This window comes from Pseudomonas sp. ZY71 (assembly GCF_036542145.1).
Classification (GTDB): domain Bacteria; phylum Pseudomonadota; class Gammaproteobacteria; order Pseudomonadales; family Pseudomonadaceae; genus Aquipseudomonas; species Aquipseudomonas koreensis_A.
This window is the reverse complement of sequence record NZ_CP144274.1, coordinates 1,060,353-1,078,833: the sequence shown is the minus strand read 5'-3', so window position 1 is coordinate 1,078,833 and position 18,481 is coordinate 1,060,353. Positions and strand designations below refer to the sequence as shown.

General features: G+C 58.1%; 17 protein-coding genes. 7 read left to right on the top strand and 10 right to left on the bottom strand.

Annotated elements, in window-relative coordinates:
• Window positions 1-92: 92 nt before the first annotated feature.
• The 3 genes from VY732_RS04620 to VY732_RS04610 form a co-directional block, all read right to left on the bottom strand.
• Window positions 93-2,648, bottom strand: a complete 2,556-nt coding sequence (locus VY732_RS04620; protein WP_331694746.1) for a helix-turn-helix transcriptional regulator — start codon at window positions 2,646-2,648, stop codon at window positions 93-95.
• 139 nt (window positions 2,649-2,787) lie between these two features.
• Window positions 2,788-4,155, bottom strand: coding sequence for a DUF1329 domain-containing protein (locus VY732_RS04615; RefSeq protein WP_331694745.1), 1,368 nt, complete (start codon window positions 4,153-4,155; stop codon window positions 2,788-2,790).
• Between the two features lie 23 nt (window positions 4,156-4,178).
• Window positions 4,179-5,972 carry a DUF1302 domain-containing protein gene (locus VY732_RS04610; RefSeq protein ID WP_077571172.1) on the bottom strand — a complete coding sequence of 598 codons (1,794 nt, stop codon included), beginning with the start codon at window positions 5,970-5,972 and terminating at the stop codon, window positions 4,179-4,181.
• A gap of 735 nt (window positions 5,973-6,707) precedes the next feature.
• Here VY732_RS04610 and VY732_RS04605 point away from each other — a divergent pair.
• A complete protein-coding gene (locus VY732_RS04605; RefSeq protein WP_331694743.1) occupies window positions 6,708-8,810 on the top strand; it encodes an S-type pyocin domain-containing protein in 2,103 nt (700 codons plus the stop codon).
• Window position 8,811: 1 nt separating this feature from the next.
• Window positions 8,812-9,072: a bacteriocin immunity protein gene (locus VY732_RS04600; RefSeq protein WP_212622959.1), complete on the top strand. Its 261-nt coding sequence runs from the start codon at window positions 8,812-8,814 to the stop codon at window positions 9,070-9,072.
• 43 nt (window positions 9,073-9,115) lie between these two features.
• On the opposite strand, the gene VY732_RS04595 is transcribed toward VY732_RS04600, so the two are convergent.
• The 5 genes from VY732_RS04595 to VY732_RS04575 all read right to left on the bottom strand — a co-directional run bounded on the left by VY732_RS04595 (window position 9,116) and on the right by VY732_RS04575 (window position 13,115).
• A complete protein-coding gene (locus tag VY732_RS04595; RefSeq protein ID WP_077571170.1) occupies window positions 9,116-10,027 on the bottom strand; it encodes an SDR family oxidoreductase in 912 nt (303 codons plus the stop codon).
• Window positions 10,028-10,236: 209 nt separating this feature from the next.
• Complete coding sequence (locus VY732_RS04590) at window positions 10,237-11,139, bottom strand: alpha/beta fold hydrolase (RefSeq protein ID WP_116029507.1); 903 nt, start codon at window positions 11,137-11,139, stop codon at window positions 10,237-10,239.
• Complete coding sequence (locus VY732_RS04585; protein ID WP_116029506.1) at window positions 11,139-11,921, bottom strand: class II aldolase/adducin family protein; 783 nt, start codon at window positions 11,919-11,921, stop codon at window positions 11,139-11,141. Before VY732_RS04585 ends, VY732_RS04590 begins: the two co-directional genes overlap by 1 nt.
• A gap of 131 nt (window positions 11,922-12,052) precedes the next feature.
• On the bottom strand, window positions 12,053-12,739 hold the full coding sequence (locus VY732_RS04580) for an LrgB family protein (RefSeq protein ID WP_077571167.1): 687 nt from the start codon (window positions 12,737-12,739) through the stop codon (window positions 12,053-12,055).
• Window positions 12,729-13,115, bottom strand: a complete 387-nt coding sequence (locus VY732_RS04575; protein WP_331694740.1) for a CidA/LrgA family protein — start codon at window positions 13,113-13,115, stop codon at window positions 12,729-12,731. The genes VY732_RS04580 and VY732_RS04575 overlap by 11 nt, the downstream gene beginning before the upstream one ends.
• 95 nt (window positions 13,116-13,210) lie before the next feature.
• Here VY732_RS04575 and VY732_RS04570 point away from each other — a divergent pair, with 95 nt between their 5' ends.
• On the top strand, window positions 13,211-14,098 hold the full coding sequence (locus VY732_RS04570; RefSeq protein ID WP_123594971.1) for a LysR family transcriptional regulator: 888 nt from the start codon (window positions 13,211-13,213) through the stop codon (window positions 14,096-14,098).
• On the opposite strand, the gene VY732_RS04565 is transcribed toward VY732_RS04570, so the two are convergent.
• Window positions 14,088-14,543, bottom strand: a complete 456-nt coding sequence (locus VY732_RS04565) for a flavodoxin (RefSeq protein WP_331694738.1) — start codon at window positions 14,541-14,543, stop codon at window positions 14,088-14,090. The genes VY732_RS04570 and VY732_RS04565 overlap by 11 nt on opposite strands.
• Before the next feature lie 153 nt (window positions 14,544-14,696).
• Here VY732_RS04565 and VY732_RS04560 point away from each other — a divergent pair, with 153 nt between their 5' ends.
• Together VY732_RS04560 and VY732_RS04555 are read left to right on the top strand one after the other, a co-directional pair.
• The gene (locus VY732_RS04560; protein WP_077571163.1) at window positions 14,697-15,173 is read left to right on the top strand and encodes a PAS domain-containing protein; all 477 of its coding nucleotides are present in this window, start codon (window positions 14,697-14,699) and stop codon (window positions 15,171-15,173) included.
• 54 nt (window positions 15,174-15,227) lie between these two features.
• Window positions 15,228-15,833, top strand: a complete 606-nt coding sequence (locus tag VY732_RS04555; protein ID WP_034154507.1) for a hypothetical protein — start codon at window positions 15,228-15,230, stop codon at window positions 15,831-15,833.
• A 3-nt stretch (window positions 15,834-15,836) separates the two neighbouring features.
• Here VY732_RS04555 and VY732_RS04550 read toward each other — a convergent pair whose 3' ends face one another.
• Window positions 15,837-16,796 (bottom strand): MerR family transcriptional regulator, encoded by a 960-nt coding sequence (locus tag VY732_RS04550; protein ID WP_077571445.1) that lies wholly within the window; start codon window positions 16,794-16,796, stop codon window positions 15,837-15,839.
• A 213-nt stretch (window positions 16,797-17,009) separates the two neighbouring features.
• Between VY732_RS04550 and VY732_RS04545 the strand changes: the two genes are divergently transcribed.
• Window positions 17,010-17,579: an antibiotic biosynthesis monooxygenase gene (locus VY732_RS04545; RefSeq protein WP_331694736.1), complete on the top strand. Its 570-nt coding sequence runs from the start codon at window positions 17,010-17,012 to the stop codon at window positions 17,577-17,579.
• Window positions 17,580-17,751: 172 nt separating this feature from the next.
• Entirely contained in the window at window positions 17,752-18,462 is a 711-nt protein-coding gene (folM, locus tag VY732_RS04540; protein ID WP_331694734.1) for a dihydromonapterin reductase, read from the top strand.
• Window positions 18,463-18,481 lie beyond the last annotated feature (19 nt).

The following is an 18,481-nucleotide window of genomic DNA, read 5'->3' as shown; positions in this document are numbered from 1 at the left end:
AGTTTCTTTTTCAATCAACCTGAAGTCCGAACAATTTACAAAACATGCCAACAAATAACCAGAACCATTTGCACCCACAGAAAATCACAACACTAAGCCAATATCCCCATCAACTTTGCTTTCGCCACAGCCTGAGTTCTGCGCTCCACACCCAACTTTCCGTTAATCCGTCTCGCGTGTGTTTTTACTGTGTGCAACGAAATAAAAAGTTGTTCTGCAACTTGCTGATTCGAAGCACCTTGAGCAATTAACATCAGCACTTCACGCTCACGCCGACTGAGGCCCGACGCCAGATCACGGTTATCGCATTGCCTGGCAGGAAACTGCTTGGCAGACACTGTTCCGAGACTGCCTCGGCGTAATTCCCACTCCCGCATGGCGTGCTGTAATTGGCAGCGTTCCACCAGCATTGCGGCACGCTGGAAAGCTTGCTGCGCCGCTTCCGTGTCACCGTTCGATTCGGCCAACTGGGCGAAGGCCAGCAACAACTCCGTTTCCGCCGTCAACATGCCTCTGGCCTGGGCCTGATTCAGCAATCGTTCAATGGTTGGCAGACAGTTTTCATCCGGATTCAACTGCGTATGCGCGCAGGCCAACAGGTATTCAATGCGGATAATCAGCTCGAATGTCGCGGGCGGCGCCTGGAGTGCAGAGGGTCCACGGTAATGCCGTAACAGCCGGCCCAACGCCTCTTGCACCAATTGCGGTCGCCCCTGCTGCAACCAGAACTGGCTGCTGACCTGAAGCACGACACCGCGATAGACCGTATCGGGAATCTGCCGCTGCTGCATGACCCTTTCGGCCTCGCGCAGGCGCTCGAAAGCGCAGGCATAATCGCCTCGATTGCCGGCCAGTTGAGCCTGCCCGAGGTAGCCATACAAGACCCGCTTGTCTGCACTGCGCAAGCAATCTTCAAGGCCTCGGCTGAACAGATCCGCAGCCTGCTCTTCAAGCCCCATGCACAGCGCCAGCCGTCCTCGTCGCAGGGCAATTCGGCCCAGCAGCGGCGTGGGCACCAGAGTGCGCTGGCGCAGCAAATGCTCAATGTCCACCAGCAGACTTTCGGCACGCACGGGCGCTCCTCGCTGCTCGAGCCATTGCGCATGATCAAGCTCGAGCAACCCTTCGAACAACAGGGAGCCATGCGCGCGCGCCAGGCACAGCGCCTCGCGGTTGAGGGCATGGGCCTGATCGAGTTCACCGCACAGTAAGGCCTGCTGCGTCAGTCCCGACAGACACATCAGACGGGCCTGCCAGGCATCGTCGGTCAGGGCCGACAATGCCTCCTGAAAACAGGCGCGCGCCGGCTCCATTTGCCCCTGCAAGTGGCAGAGCCAACCTTGTTGCGCCTGCCAACGTGCCAGCAGTTGCTGCTCCAGATGTCTCGTTGGCTGCGGCATGAAGCGCACGAGATGGGCCATGCATTGCGCGGCCTGTTCGAATCGGCCGGCGAACAGTAATGCCCCGGTGACCAGCCCGATCAATTGCGGTGACATCAAGGTCAGCTCGCGACTTTGCTGCTCATGCAAGCGCAACAGCAGGACGACCGTCTGGTCTTCCAGCAAATCCTCGAAGCTCAAATGCTGCAACAGGCTTACGGCCGTTTCGTACTCTTCGGCCAACAACGCTTGCTCGAACGCAGCTCGCCAATCCTGCACCGCAGTGAACCACTGACAGGCGCGTCGGTGCCACGAACGCGCACACGGCCAATGCGACTCCTGCATGATTCGCGACAGCGGGCGAAAGACCTGCAGCCAATCGGCGGACTCCTGCCAAGGCTCGATAAAGCAGCCCAGCACTTGCAGATCATGCAACAGCTGTGCGCCTTCGCCGGGGCCGAACAAATGCTCGCATAGTGGCGCGTTGAACCGTGGCAGGTGAGCCAGAACACGCCATGCCTCATCCTGCTCTGGCGTCAGGTTGCTGAAGAGTTCGTGCTGCAGATAATCGAGCAGGGTATCGACACGCTGTTGTGGCTGCAGGTTTTGCGACCAGTCGCATTTTTGCAGGAGCGCCATGCGCGCACCCGCGCACCAGCCGCCGGTACGCTGGATGATACGGGCGGCGACCCGGTCCGCCTGGTCTGGCGGCAAATGGCGCAACACCGGTACAACCTCATCGTGGGTCAGTGCCAGGCTGGCGCGCTCGGATTCGTAGAGTTCGTCATCGAGCAACAGGCGCGGCCAGTTGCACTGTGGCCGGCGACGAGTGCTGATCCACCAGGTAAGCGCCGGGCTGCTGACCGCCAACAAACGATCCAGTAAAGCATCCAGAGCCGGATCCGGCAGACGACTGTAATCGTCGATAAACAGCGAAGTCGTCCTGGACCAACGTGCCAGCTCCGCCATCAGTTGCGTAACGTCAAGGTCTTCGACCAGCCCGAGCGCTCGGGTCAGACGCAGGCAAAACTCCTCGCAGTCGAGCGCTGCTCCCGCCAGCGGCAGCCAAATCGTCTCGCAGTCTGCACGCACCTGCAGAAAACATTCGCTGAGCAGTGCGGTTTTGCCACTGCCAGCGGGTGCGCACAACAGCCTGACCCGCGCGTTCGAAGCCAGAAGAGGCGCACTCAAGCGACTGCGAGGCTGATGATGGGAAGAAAGTCTGGGCAAAAAACCGGGTCGATCCAGGCACGGAGTCATGGCAGTCATCGAGTGAGCCTTCTTATCGTTGTGCGCTCACCCTAGCCCTCTCCCGCGCGCTTGTTGACGAGTATTCAGCGCGCTGATTGGCGTCCATAAAAAAGGCGACCGAGCGGTCGCCTTTTGTGCAACTGATGTATCAGAACCGTTACCGCACACCCTCTGCACGCAAGGCCGCTGGCGTGTAGTCGGCAGCCTTGGCTTCAAAGCCGAATTCGTAACTGTGCTTCTCTTCGTTCTTCATCCCCAAGGCAATGTAGCGGCCGGCAATGATGTCGTAGAGCGCTTCCAGTGTGTATGCCTGTGCCTGATGCTCGTAGTGATATTCAGAGTGGCCTTCGGCTACGCGCCAGAGTTGACCGCGACCGTCGTAGTGGTCGGCCAGTGCAACCTGCCAACTGTCCTCGTCGATATACATGTGGCGCTTGGCGTAGATATGCCGCTCATTCGGTTTGACGGTGCCGATCACTTCCCAGACCCGGTGCAACTCATAGCGCGTCAGGTCCTGATTGATGTGCCCGGCCTTGACGATGTCGTCGTATTTGAGCTTCGGCGAATCGAGTTTGTAGCTGTTGTACGGGATGTACATTTCCTTCTTGCCGACCAGTTTCCAGTCGTAGCGATCCGGTGCACCGGAGAACATATCGAAGTTGTCCGAGGTGCGCAGGCCATCGGCGGCGGTGCCCGGACCGTCATAGGCAACCTGCGGTGCACGACGCACACGGCGCTGGCCGGCGTTGTAGATCCAAGCCAGACGCGGTTCCTTGACCTGATCGAGGGTCTCGTGCACCAGCAGCACGTTACCGGCCAGACGCGCTGGCGCGGTCACCGACTGCTTGAAAAAAGTCAGCACGTTGGCAGCTTTTTCCGGATCGATATCCTTGATCAGTTGCGGCACGGCGATCTCTTCTTCGAAGCGGATCGGCGTGTAGCTGCCGTTGGTCTGCGGGGTCACCTGAGTAATGATGCGTTTGACGTTGCCGCCGTGATAACGGGTGATGTGGTTCCACAACACCTCGACGCCGTTCTTCGGAATCGGGAACGCGTAATAGCGATTGCCGGTGAAATTGGCCAGGCCGTTACCGTCGTTGATGGTGGTCACGTTGAGCGCACTGCGCTTGGCCGACTCGTAGATTTCCGCCGGTGCGGCGACGGTGCGGTGGGTCGAATAGACCGGGATCTTGTAAGTCTCCGGGTAGCGTTTGAACATCGCCACCTGGCCATCGGAAAGTTTGTCCTTGTACTTGTCGACGTTGGCCGCGGTAATCGTGAACAACGGTTTTTCGTTGGCGAACGGGTCAGCGAGGAAGCCTTTGCTGTCCACCGCTGCAGCATTTTTCGGGATGCCGCCGGTCCATGCCGGGATAGAGCCATCGGCATTACCGGCCTTCTCAGCGCCGAGCGGGGTCAGGCTGGTGCCGAGCTTGTTGGCCTCGTCTGGCGACACCGCCGCCATCACGTTGGCAGCCAGCAGACTCAGGGCCAGCACGCCACATTGCAGAATCATTTTGCGCATTGCTTTCATCCTTCTCGGGCAGATCAGAAGTTCACGCCGAAGCTCAGAGCGACGAAGTCACGGTCTTCGAGGACGTTGTAGTCACCACCGAAAAAGTCGGTGTAACTGAGGCTCGCGGTGTAGGTGTTGCGGTAGTCGGCATCGACGCCGACGCTGATCGCTTTCGCGCCTTCGTTGAACAGCCCGTTGGGGCCGTAACCGGCGACGTCATGCGACCACGACAGGTTGGGTTTGAGGTTGATCCCGCCGATCACGTTGGCGTAATCGAGGATCGCCCGGGCGCGGTAGCCCCACGAGGTCGAGGTGACGAAACCGCCGGTGTCGCCGCCGAAACCGTATTGGCCATATACCGAGTCGCGGCCATAACGCAGCTTGTCGCGCGACTCCAGACCGCCGACCCGCACCACCGCCGCTTCACCGACCAGAGTCAAGCGCTGAGCGCCCCAGACCTGATCGAAGAAGTGCGTGAGGGTGCTCTGGATTTGCGTGACTTCTTTGCGCCGATAACCTTTGTTGTCCGCTCCCGGTGAGGTCGAAAGTGGCGACGCCGTGCCACCGGCAATCGGGTTGAGCAGCGCCAGCGTCAGGTCGTTGGTGTTGACTTGCACCGGCGCATTCGGTCGGTAGCTGATCTCGCCGGTCCACGCGGTACCGGTGGGCAATGTGGTGGAAAAACTCGCGCCGTAGAGACGAATGTCTTCCGGGTATTCAAGGTAATACCCACCACGTCCGAGCATGACGCTCTGCGCCAGACCGGAGCCGCTGCCGGGGGCCAGACCATTGGCGATCCCGACCATGCCCGGTAACGCCGCCAATGTCGAAAGACCGGCCGTGGTAGTGCCAACCGTCGGTGTACGGCTGTGGTAGTTCATGAAGTAGAGACCGTACTCTGTGTCGTCGCCGAGCCAGCGCAACGCTGTCCCCCACTGCCCGGAATCTCGCGCATCGCGGTCGCCGCCACGGGGAATCACCACGCCTTCGCGGGTCACCTGAATGCCTTGTCCAAAGGCCTGGGTCAGCGGAACAAACGGCGCGATCGCCGGGTTGCCGACGGTGTAGCCGTTGTTGCAACCATCCGCCGCCACGTCGACGCCGAAGAAGGTGCCGCAATTGTCGAGAACGGTCTGGTCCCATTCCAGTTGATAGAAGCCTTCAACGGTCAGTTGATCGGTCAGGCCTTGCGAACCAAACAGCATGTTGACCGGAATCAGGCCTTCCTTGATCTCCGCACCAGGGCGGCGAAACGCTGAAACGTCGATCGGGTTGATGCTGTTGATCGAGTTGCCGATAAACGTACTTTCGCCCCAGCTCACCACCTGTTTGCCCGCGCGCACGGTGCCCGGCAGGTCGGCGATGGAATAGTTGTGATAGACGAATGCATCGAGAATTTGTGCGCCGGAAGATTTCGCGCCTTCCTTGCGCCCGCTATCGCTGATCTGCTTGAACTCGCGGTCCTCGTCTTTCAGTTCGAAGTCATACCAGTACTTGCCACGCACGAAGACACCGGTGTCGCCGTACTTGAGTTCGAGGTCGTGAATACCTTTGAAGATTTTCGAGAAGGTCTCGCCCTTCTTGAAATTCAAACGCCCGTCATCACCGGTCGAGGATTGCCCGGTACCACCATTGACCGTGCCGACCAGCGACTTGTCGGCATCGCGCATGCCCCAACTCGCACCGATCGACAGCGACGAGTCGAAAGTGCCCTCGATTTCGCCAATGTTGAACGCAACCGCTTGCGCCTGGGCGCAGCAACCCAGAGCCACCGCGGCTGCCAGCGCCTGCGGTGTGAAGATGGCGCGCATTGTTTTTGTTGTCATGCGTCTTCCCCGGTGAGTGACAGAAGGCCCCACCCTACTGCCGGGCAACCGCGTCGATAAGCGCACCAAGGAGGTATTCGTGTTGTCGCTCGAAAGGATGAATGGCCTTGCGCCGCTGGGCTTTGCGTCGCTCATGGATTGGCTGGATGGAGGATCATCAGTGCAGCGCATGGTGCGCATGGGTTCGTGGGACTGTTGCATGCCCCGCAACAGTGCATGTCCGGAATCGGTATTTTTCCTACGCGCTCAAGACCTTATTCTGAACGCGCTTTCACGGGACACGCCTTGAAGCACGAAGCACTGGCCTTTGAGCAACTCAGGCCATTGCTGAAAAATTTCAGATGAATCGAAGACTTCGGTTTATCGCCCCGGTGTTCACTGACGTTGATTTGTAGCTCCTTGATCCAACGTCTTACCTTGGCCGCTGCGTTTGCAGCGGCCTTTTTTATGGGCGATTAATTCGTCAGAAGTTGCCGCTGCTGAACATTCACCGCCGCGTATTGTAGGAAGCGTCCGAAACTTCATTAAGCCTTATCCCTTCTCGACCACTTCAATACTTTTCTCTATTTCTCACAAGAAGCTTCCGACAATCTTCTGCGCCCCTTCCGAGAGATTATTAACTTAGCATATAGATACCTGTTCACAACATTTACACAGGCACTCAGCTCGACAGCCATCAGTCAATAACGGATAGCTGCCAGCTCATTTTGATATCGCATTTAAAAAGGAATTTAAATGCACAGACCACCCGATATTACTCTACCCGCCACATCTGTTAACGCACCCGCACCGGAATGGATGACACCCATTACGACTACTTCGCGCCCTCGCGGCAGCGGTATGTTTGGCAATGGAACCAACCGTCAACTTCAGCAGGTCGAAACATCCGTCAGAACCCAGGGAATAACAAGAACAGTCCGACAAGAGTTCGAAACCAAATCTCAAGCACTACCAACGAATCTGGAAGCTGAAATTTCCAGTCATCGGTCTCAGTATCCCAACTCATCTTTATCCGCCGTACAGGCGTGGCAACGAGAGGTGGATATTCGAGAGGCGTTGCGCACCAGAAAAACTGCCGAGCTTGCGCAGAGAACCACCATTGCGAACGCTTTTTTCGGTAGCGACCCTCGGGATAAATCGTTTGCCGACTTTGTCCGCAAAGCGACCACCATCGACACGTTGATCTGGCCCGGGGCTCGCTCCACACAACTCTGGGAACAGTCCTTTCTGGCGGCCCACGAAGCACAACTTCTGAGGCAGTCGATTGCGCTATTGCAGCAGCAATCGGCGACTGCACACGTCTATTTGAGGGCGGCGCAGAACCAAGAGCAAGCCGCGCGAGTGGCTGCCGAGCAGGCGAGAGTTGCGGCGGAGCAAGCGCAACAATTGGCTGCGCAACGCAGCCGTATCGCAGCAGAACAACAGCGGCAAAAAGACATTGCGGACGCGGTGCGACGTGAGCAGGAACAAGCCCAGGCCCGGGAACAGACAAGGCTTGCTGCGTTGGCGGAAAAGCAGCGCTTGGCTGACGAGCAAGAGCGGTTAGCCGTTGAAGCGCTGCATCGCGAGCAAGAACTCAAACTCAGCGATGAAAAAAAACGCATCGAGCAACAGAAAAAAGCAGAACAAGCCGCGCGAAGAAAGAGACAGCGGCTGGCGCGCCTGAAAGCCCGGGCCGACGCCGAAGTCCAAGCGGAACAAGCTCGCTTGAAAGCCGATTGGAAAAAACAGACAGAGGCACGCTGGAAAAACCCGGTATTCGCTCACGTCGGTTCAGCGGCTGTATCCGGATCAACTTTCTCAGGAACGCTTGGCGAGATCGCTATCGATCAAGCCACAACATTGGCTCTCAATGGTGCACTTCGTCGTGGCGTCGCCTCCGCGGTGGCAGCTGCTTCCGCTTTCGCTGCTCCTGCCGTAGTCGGTTTTGCTGCCCTGCTAGTCCCCTCTGAACTGGGAAACGGTGATCTCTTTTCCGCAAGCGTCCCGTTATCAAATGTTGCATCTGATCTGACTGACGATTTGTATGAGTTAGCGGCCGTCGGCGGCCGCGCTCATCTTCCCGTAAGACTTGGCACCAGAACGGTGGGCAACCGGGTAGAAATCGTCATTGTCAGCACCGATGGCGTAACTGTTCCCAGCGATGTGCCGGTAAGACTCGCTGACTTCGATCCAGAAAAAAACGTGTACGTAGCTACCGCCGGCTCCAACGGCCCTACCGTTACTTGGACGCCGCTGATCGAGCCAATTGATCCGTCGTCTGCTCTTCCGCAGGTCGACAGACAGCTACCAGTCTATGACGGTGCAACAGTTAAATCCGCCGACGGACGAATAGATCCATTTCCTGAATTGGATCTGTATGAGTTCGGCGGATACATCACCCTATTCCCGATTGAGTCAGGCATACCGCCGATACTCACGGTATTCAGGGATCGAAGGCAGGATCCGGGGGTTGCCAGCGGTTTGGGGCAACCGGTTTCAGGTAATTGGCTTGGAACTGCTTCAACGTCGAAGGGCGCCCCCATTCCCGCGCAGATCGCGGATAAACTTCGAGGAAAGGAGTTTTCCAATTTCAGGGCATTTCGGAGGGCGTTCTGGAAAGCAGTTGGGAATGACCCAGCATTACTTGAACAATTTTCAAGACTCAACAAAATAGACTTGAGAGACGGATTGGCTCCCAGCGCATTACCTTCGGAGCAAATAGGCAAGCGTAAAAAATTTGAAATACACCACCACAAGCCAATTAGCGAAGGTGGCGACGTCTACGATATAAACAATCTAACGGCGCTAACACCAAAACAGCATATTGAATTGCACTTAAAAAAAGGAAAATTATAAGATGGAATTAAAAAACAGACTAGAAGACTACACTGAGTCCGAATACCTGGCAGTTATAGAACGGCTATTCCAAGGAAAATTCTCATCAGAACGAAAACATGATCAATTCGTCGACAACATTGTTCACACTTCTGAACACCCGAATGGGACAAACATTCTTTACTACCCGGAAGAAGGTGTTGAAGATAGCCCGACAGGCGTATTAGAAGCCATCAAGGCTTGGCGCGCAGCAAACGGAAAACCTGGATTCAAGCCGGAATAAAAAAGCGAGCAGGCATTCGATGCCTGCTCGCTTTGCGCTCTCTTTACAACGAATACTTCTGCAAATTCGCCATCATTTCCTTCAGCGCCTCAATATTGTCCTTCGGATGCGCCGCGCCTTCGAAATCGCAAATCTGCTGCCAATGCGCCGCGACATCTTCCGGCGAAAAGCCTTCGCGCGGATCAAACCCGGCGCCGAGGCTGCGCTCCCAGCGCACCTTGCCCATCCAGCCGCCACCGACCTCGAACAACCCGGAAGTTTCCTGGCATTGCTCACTGGCCAGATACACCACCAACGGGCTGACCAGCTCCGGCTTCAATTGCTCGAATACTTGCGGCGGGATCAGGCCTTCGGTCATTCGCGTGCCGCCGGTAGGCGCGATGGCGTTGACGAGGATGTTGTTTTTGCGGCCTTCGATGGCCAGGGTGCGGGTCAGACCGTAGAGGCCGAGTTTGGCCATGCCGTAGTTGGACTGGCCGAAGTTGCCGTAGATGCCCGATGTGGAGGCGGTGAAGATCACCCGGCCATAGTTTTGCTCGCGCAGGTGCGGCCACGCGGCGCGGGTGACTTTGTAGGCGCCTTCGACGTGGACGCGGTAAACCAGATCCCAGTCAGCGTCGTCCATTTTGTGGAAGGTCTTGTCGCGCAGGATTCCGGCGTTGTTGACCACGACGTCGACGCGGCCGAAGGCATCGAGGGCGTTCTGCACCAGTTTGTCGCCGTCGGTGACCGAGTCGTGGTTGGCTTCGGCAATGCCGCCGGCTTCGCGGATTTCCGCCACCACGCGATCGGCCGCGGAGGCATTGGCGCCTTCACCCTGGGTCGAGCCGCCGAGATCATTGACCAACACCCTGGCGCCCTGCTTGGCAAACAACAATGCGTGGGCGCGTCCGAGGCCACCACCGGCTCCGGTGACGATGACAACTTTATCTTCGAAACGCACAGACTCATTCATCGCAGCAACTCCAGCAGGCCAGTATTGAGCCTGAGTGTCAGGCACAGGGCTTTTGGTCACAACGAATACGGCTGAGGCTGAATGGTGTGCAATAAGGTTGCGCGATGATGAAGGCGTCAAAGAAACAAAAGAGCAAAAGATCGCAGCCTGCGGCAGCTCCTACATTAGATTTGTGTAGGAGCTGCCGCAGGCTGCGATCTTTTGCTCTTTCAGGAGCAGGCGACTTTGCGCGGTGGCAGCACAAAACGCTCGCGAAACGCCAGATAGTGCTTGAGCACCTGCACCGGCGCTTCGGTCTGGGGATAGTGACCAATGCCCGGCAGCAGCACCGTGTCGGCATCGGGAATCAATTCGCGGTAACGCTCGACCATGTGCGCCCCGGAAATCGGATCGACTTCGCCGTCGATCACCCGCAACGGCACGTCACCGCGCTGCATGGCGGCCACCCAACGATCACGCTGCACCCGACGCTCGGGAATGTAGCTGATCAATTTGTGCATGATCCGAGGCCCGCGATTGCTGTCGACCAGGCTCCAGAAATCGTCCAGTTCACTTTCGCTCGGCCGCGTTTGCGGACCGAAGATCTGCCGGAAGCTTTTCACCAAAGCATCACGAGTAAACGCCCGACCAATCATCCAGCCCAACGGGCTAAGCAGCAATTTCTGCATCAGCACCGGACGATGGGTTTCCGGAAACAATCCGCCGTTGAGAAACACGCAACTGGCGATCTCGATCTGGTCTTCGTAGTGTCGGGCAAGCAGTTCTTGCGCAACGCTGTCACCGTAATCATGCGCCAGCACATGCACCGGTTGTTCAACCTGCAAATGCGCGAGCAATGCCTGTTGCAGGTCAGCCTGTTCCAGCAGGCTGTAGGTGTGATTGATCGGTTTGGCCGAATCGCCAAAACCGAGCATGTCGCAGGCAATCACTCGATATCGCTGGGCCAGCGGCTGCCACAGGTAATGCCAATCCCAACTGGCGGTCGGGAAACCGTGGATCAGCAACAGCGGCTCACCCTGTCCCGCCGTCCAGTAGCGGATCGGCTGGCCACGAAAGACAAACGTCTGGCTGCGTTTGCGCCAGACACACAGAGGAATCTCGGCAAGAGGCATTAGAGTTTATATCCGGGGTCTTGTTTATCGAGTTTGCGCAGCAACGCCGGCCAGGCCAGCGCACCACCCATGCCTTGAGCACTTTTGGTGACGCCGGCGATCATCGCTTTGGCGCCGGCCAGAATGTGCGGTTCAATGGCGATCAGTTCAGCACCACCGGTTTGCGCCATGACCTGAATGTCGCAGGCGCGCTGGAAGGTGAACATCATCAGAAACGTATCGGCGATGGTGCCACCACAGGTCAGCAGACCGTGGTTGTGCAGCATCAGGAAATTGTTCTCGCCCAGATCGGCTTGCAACCGCGCCTTCTCTTCGTGATTCAGCGCCACGCCTTCATAGGCGTGATAAGCCAGACTCGAGAGAACGAACAGCGACTGCTGACTGATCGGCAACACACCCTGCTTTTGCGCCGACACCGCGACACCGGAGGCGGTGTGCGTATGCAGCACGCAAACCACATCGTGTCGCACTTCGTGCACGGCGCTGTGGATGGTGTAACCGGCGGGGTTGATCTCGTAGGGGCTGTCCATGAGTTTGTTGCCGGCCTGATCGACTTTCACCAGGCTCGACGCGGTGATCTCATGGAACATCAGACCGAACGGGTTGATCAGGAAATCTTCGGTGCCCGGCACCTTGGCGGAAATATGGGTGAAGATCAGATCGTCCCAGCCATGCAGCGCGACCAGACGATAACAAGCGGCGAGATCGACTCGGGTCTGCCATTCCGCAGCACTGACCTGGTCTTTGACGTTAAGGGACGATTGGACGGGGGCTACGCTCACTGTATGCACCTCTGCGTTCTTATTGTTCTGCACGTACGAGCAGTCTAGTCAGGCGCAGAGGATCGCGTAGTTGCATTGGCAGCCAGCTTGATGACTGACCGAGTCAGCAACGCAAACACCTTGGATCCATGTCAAAGCAACGACGCCAACAAAGGTGCAGCGAATAGATTCAGCAAACCGGTCAGCACCATCACCAGTCCGGCGACAGAACCTTCTTCACCGCCCACTTCATGGGCCCGGCTGACACCGGCACCGTGCGCGCCCACCCCGAACAGCGCACCGCGCGCCAAGGCACTGCGCAACGGCAACCACTTCAACAACACGCCGCCGAGCATCGCGCCAAACACACCGGTGAACATCACGAAGACTGCCGTCAATTCCGGCACACCGCCGAGATTTTGCGCCAGCGGCATAGCGAATGGCGTGGTGATCGAACGCGGGACCAGTGACATCGTCACCGAGCTGTCGAGTGCCAGCGCCTTGGCCAGTCCGAACGAAGTACCGATCGAGGCTGCACTGCCGGCAACCATGCCCAACAGCAGTGCCGACCAGTGCCGCATCAGCAAGCGCCGTTGCTGCCAGATCGGCACGGCGAAGGCGACGGTGACCGGGCCGAGCACCAACATCAGCCAGTGGGTGTTGCTGGAATACTCCGCATAAGCGGTGTGCAGCGGCACGGCGAGCGCCAGCAGCAACGCCGGCACCAGAATCAACGGCGATAAAACGTAGCGCCCGGTGCGCCGATACAACCAGCGACTGAACAGGTATGCCGCCAAGGTAAAGGCCAGCCAGAACATCGGCATCCATTCAAGCTTCATGGGAGCGCCTCGCGCGCACGGCCAGTTCCACGGTGAACGCAGTCACCAGCATCACCATCAAAGTGCTGGCCGCGATCATCAGCAAAATCCGCCAGCCGTCATTGCGCAGCAACGCGCCGTAGTCGAGCAAGCTCATCAGTGCCGGGATGAAGAACAACAACATCTCGGCCATCAGCAAACCCGCGCCCAATTGCAGCGCCGCCGGTTTGACCCAGCCGAAAGCGAAGGCCAACAGCAACAGCGCCATGCCGATCACGCCGCCGGGAATCGGCCAGGCTAGCCATGCGGCGAGTTGGCAGCCAAGCAGGTAGAGACCGAGTAACACGGCGAGTTCGACGAAGAGACGGAAAAAGTGTTTGAGACCGGCGGCGTTCATGATTGTGCTCCTGACAGGGGCCTATTTTACGAAGCGGCCTGCCATCCCCGAAGCGAATTGTTAGACTCAACATCATTCCAAAATGGAATCAGGCGATGGAATTCAAACAGCTGCGCAGTTTTGTCGAAGTCATGCATCAGGGCGGTTTCACCCAGGCCGCCAAAACACTGCACATCAGCCAGTCAGCGGTGAGCAAACAAATCGCGCAACTGGAGCAGAGCCTCGGCACGCCATTGCTCGAACGACTCGGTTCGCAGTTGCGCCTGACCGCCGCTGGCAGTGTGGTGCTGCAACGGGCCGAGGGCATGCTGCGCTTGCGTAACGAATTGCTCGCGGAACTGGATGATCTGAGTCATCTGGCGCGTGGCGAATTGCGCCTGGGTTTGCCGCTGCTGGGTAGCGATGCACTGTTCGCAGAATTGTTTGCCGAATACCGCCGACGCTACCCGAATATCAGTATTCAGTTGCTTGAGGGTGGCAGCCGCAACATCGAGCAGGCAGTGCTGAGCGGTGAACTGGAACTGGGCGGCAGTCTGTTGCCAAAGGATCCGCAATTCGATTGTCAGCCGTTCTGCGATGAGCCACTCGACGCCCTGTTGCCGGCCGATCATCTGCTGGCTGGTCGGGGTGAGATCGGGCTGGAAGAATTGGCCGAAACGCCCTTTCTGCTCTATCAGCGCAGCTTCGTGCTCAACGACCGCTTGTTGCAGGCGTGCCAGCAACTGGGCTTCACGCCGAAGGAAGGCGGACGCAGCGGTCAGGCGGATTTTCTCGCGGCGCTGGTGGCCGCCGGACAAGGCGTGGTGCTGTTGCCCAGCGTGGTCGCACGCGGGCTGGTGCGGCCAGGCGTGGTACGCCTGACCTTGCGAGCGCCAGATTATCTGCGTTGGGATATCGCCTTCATCTGGCGTCGCGGCGCCTATCTGTCAAAAGCCGCACAGGCGTGGCTGAGCTTGTTGCGCGAGCGCGCGGTCAGCCCTTGAGGGCGCCGATCAACTGCGCCAGCCAAGGCTCGGCGTCGGTTTCCGGGGTGACGCTTTCGCTGGCGTCGATGCGCAGCATCTCTTGCACTTCACGTACGCCCAGTTCGCCAAACAGTTCCCGCATTTGCTCGCCACCGCCACAGAAGGTGTCGCCGTAACTGGCGTCGCCCAGCGCAATCACTGCGCCCGGCAAACCACGCCACGCGGCTGGCAACTGATCGCGAATGGTCGAGTACAGCGGTTGCAGGTTATCCGGCAACTCGCCCATGCCGGTGGTGGAAGTCACCGCGAGCAACGCTTCAGGAGCGAACGACTGAATGTCCGCCAGGCTGGCGCGCGAGTTGTAGAAGGTTTCAAAGCCAGCGGCTTTCAACAGGTTCTGGGCGTGACGGGCGACTTCTTCGGCGGTGCCGTAGACCGAACCGGAGAGGATGGCGACTTTCATCAATCTGATCCTGCAACTGAAAAAAAGAGCGGCGATAGTAACAGCCTCCAACGCAAAGCTGCGACTGGATCTCAATTGGCGGTAATGGCCAGTAGACAGCGCCTACGGTTCTTCTAGAATGCGAGCCACTGACAACTCTGAAAGGATTCAAAGATGATCAACGCCAGTCTGCTGCAAATGGTGATCAATGCGTCGAACGACGGCATCGTGGTCGCCGAGAAGGAAGGTGAACAGAACGACATCCTGATTTACGTGAACCCGGCGTTTGAGCGACTGACCGGCTACACCAGCGAAGAAATCCTCTATCAGGACTGCCGTTTCCTGCAGTCCGGGGACCGCGATCAGGAAAGCCTGAAGCTGATTCGCGAGACGCTGGATAACGGCGGATCGTGCCGGGAAATCCTGCGCAACTACCGCAAGGACGGCACGCCGTTCTGGAATGAACTGTCGCTTTCGACGGTAAAAAACGCCGATGACGGGCAGACTTATTTCGTGGGTGTACAGAAGGACGTCACCGTTCAGGTCAAGGCTCAGCAGCGCGTGGCGCAGCTCGAAGCCCAAGTCGCAGCCCTTGAAGCAGAACTGGCTGCACTGAAAGCGACAAACGGTCAAAACAAAATCGCGAACTAATTGTCATTAACTACAATCACCAATGACTTTGTATCTATATCTTTCGAGTTAGCCATGCAGCGTGACGCCCTCCTCACTCAGGATGAGCTGGATTTCATCCAGACCATGCAGCACAACCCGCAACTGAACGTGCGGGATGCGACGTCGAGTCTGCTGGTTAACGGCGGTTCGCAGATCCGTGATTTGCTCACGCGCCTGGCCGCTCACGAGCAAGTGACCATTCAGGCCAACTTCGAAAATCAGCAGATGACCTTCCCGCTGCATCTGGTGGAGGACGAGTTTCACGCGCTGCACTTGCGCCTCGGTGTGCCGAGTATTTATGAAGACGGCCCGATGGTGCGGCCATGGCGGTTGACTCTCGAAGAGCCAGTAGCCCTGGAGAACGCCAAAGGTCAGCCGGGCACGTTGTGGGTCCATGAGGTTTCGCACAAAGGTGTGCTACTGGAAGTGCGCAACAAGACCAAACCTCCCAAGCATTTCGCGTTGTGGTTCAGCCCTTCGGGTTATGAGCGGATTTCATTGCGTGGCAATTTCGAACGGGAAACCGAAAATGGTTTCTATGCCTACGAACTAAGCCAGACCGACACTGACGAAACCGAACGCCTGCGCCAGTTCATCCTGCAGCAACATCGCCTGACGCATCCTGCCCTTCACACCTGAGTTTCAGGTATCCAGATTGCCGGCCAGAAACTGCAACATGCGCTGACGCATGTTCGCCCCTTCATTGCCCAGACAGGCAACAGAGGAGCCAGCCAGGCTGTCCTGCGCCAGATCTGAAGCATCGCCCGCCAGCATCAACTGACAATCGAGGCTTAACGCCAGCCGGTTCAGACGCCGAGGTAATTCGGCGCTGGGCGCGTGATTGGAAAACAGCACGAGTGCATCAGGTTTGATCTTTTCGCACACCAGCGTCAGCTCATCGAACGGCTGACCTGTCGTCAGCACCCGAACACCGGCATTGCTGTCGCTGAGAAACAACGCCGCCACCAGCAATTCCAGCTCCCGACACTGCCCGGCCAGCGCACTGACGATCACCCGGCGCGGTTGCGTGCCGCGCAGCATGACAATCCGCTGCAATACGCGCGCGCGCAGGAATCCATCGAAGAACAGCCACTCGCTGGTTTGCCCGAAAGCCTCCTGGCGCTGCAACAATTGCAGCCACAACGGCATGAGGATGTCCTGGAACACCACCGGCAACGCGTAAGAAGAGAAAATCTGCCCATAGACGCGGTCCAGTTGCTGGTCATCGAACGCACTGACCGCCTGCTGGATCTGTTCCTGCCACTGCAGGTAATCAGCCTGCACCAAATCATCCGGGATGATGTGCGCGAGCACTTTCATCGGCTCGGTCTTGGCGAGAATCTTGCCGACCTTGCTCACGGCGACACCGCGATCAATCCAGTCGACGATGCTGCGCACGCGCTCGATATCGGTCATCGAATAGAGCCGATGCCCGCTCTCGGTGCGGGTCGGTTGAATCAAACCATAGCGCCGCTCCCACGCGCGCAAGGTTACCGGATTGACACCAGTCAGGCGTGCGACCTCACGGATCGGGAACAGATCGGCGCGTTCGAGCGCAACAGAGGCCTGCGTAGCGGGGTTTGCGTCCGTGATGACAGGCATATGGCGCTCAACTTCCATTTCGGTTCAATTGGATCCCATTCTAACGCTTATGCCCCGATGGGGTTCAAGTGATGAAATGCGACGAAAGTCGCTGGTTTAATCGTGAAAAACCGGAATAATCCTTGCTTGTTGAAAAACGCAGGCCTCTACCCCGGCCCTGCGTCAGGCGAAATTCCTACCCGGAGTGACGCACTCGTAATACGGAGATACAAAATGTCTACTTCCCCCGTCACGCTGATGGTTGCCCGTCGCGTCGCCGACGGCCGTTATCAGGATTTGATCGCCTGGCTGCGCGAAGGCGAACAACTGGCCACTGACTTCCCCGGTTACCTGGGCTCTGGCGTGCTCGCTCCGCCGCCCGGTGATAACGAGTTTCAAATCATTTTCCGTTTCGTCGATGAACAGACGCTGCATGCGTGGGAATACTCGGCATCGCGCACCGCGTGGCTGAGCCGTGGCAGCGATCTCTTCGCCCACCCGAAAGAGCATCGGGTCAGTGGAATCGAAGGCTGGTTCGGCGCGGCCGGTCAGCGTCCACCGCGCTGGAAGCAGGCAGTCGCGATCTGGCTGGCGTTCTTTCCGGTGTCGCTGCTGTTCAACTTTGTTCTCGGCCCTTTGCTCGCTGACATGAGTTTGTTGCCGCGCGTGTTGATCAGCACGGCGTGCCTGACGCCACTGATGGTTTACTTCTTTATTCCGCTGTCGACGCGCTTGCTGGCGAACTGGCTGAACAGCACCCCGGTGCGTCCGTTGCCTGCGACGTCTTCTGCACAGAATCGATGATCTCTGTGTGGGAGCGAGCCTGATCGCGAATACGGACTGACCTTCAGCATTGATGTCGACTGAGACACCGCTTTCGCGAGTAGGCTCGCTCCCACAGTAATGGGGGCCGACGATAGGTGGGCAAGCCAAGTCGCTGTTATAGTTTTTGCTCCCACCGCGATGCGAGCCGTTCATGCCAAATTCCGCAGCCCCGATCCTCATCACCGGTGCCGGCCAGCGTGTCGGCCTGCATTGCGCGCAGCGGTTACTCGAGGACGGCTATCGCGTCATCTTCACCTACCGCAGCGAACGCCCCGGCGTACAGACGTTACGAGATCTGGGCGCCATCGGCCTGTTCGCCGATTTTTCCAGCGAAGCCGGAATTCTCGCCTTCATCAACGAACTGAAAACCCAAACCGACAGCCTGCGCGCCATCGTGCACAACGCCTCCGAATGGCTGGCCGAAACCCCGGACAGCGAGGCCGAAGCCTTCACCCGCATGTTCAATCTGCACATGCTCGCGCCGTACCTGATCAACCTGCACTGCGGTGAATTGCTAAAGCGCTCGACACCCGCCGACATCATCCATATCAGCGACGATGTCACCCGCAAAGGCAGTAGCAAACACATCGGCTATTGCGCGACCAAGGCCGGGCTCGACAGCCTGACGCTGTCCTTCGCCGCCCGCTATGCGCCGGCCATCAAGGTCAACGGCATCGCCCCCGCCCTGCTATTGTTCAATCCCGACGACGACGCGGCGTACCGCGCCAAGGCCCTGGCCAAATCCGCGCTGGGCATCGAACCCGGCTGCGAAGTGATCTATCAGAGCCTGCGCTATCTGCTCGACAACCCCTATGTCACCGGTACGACCCTGACCGTCAACGGCGGACGGCACGTCAAATAAGCCGACTCGCGAGGATTTC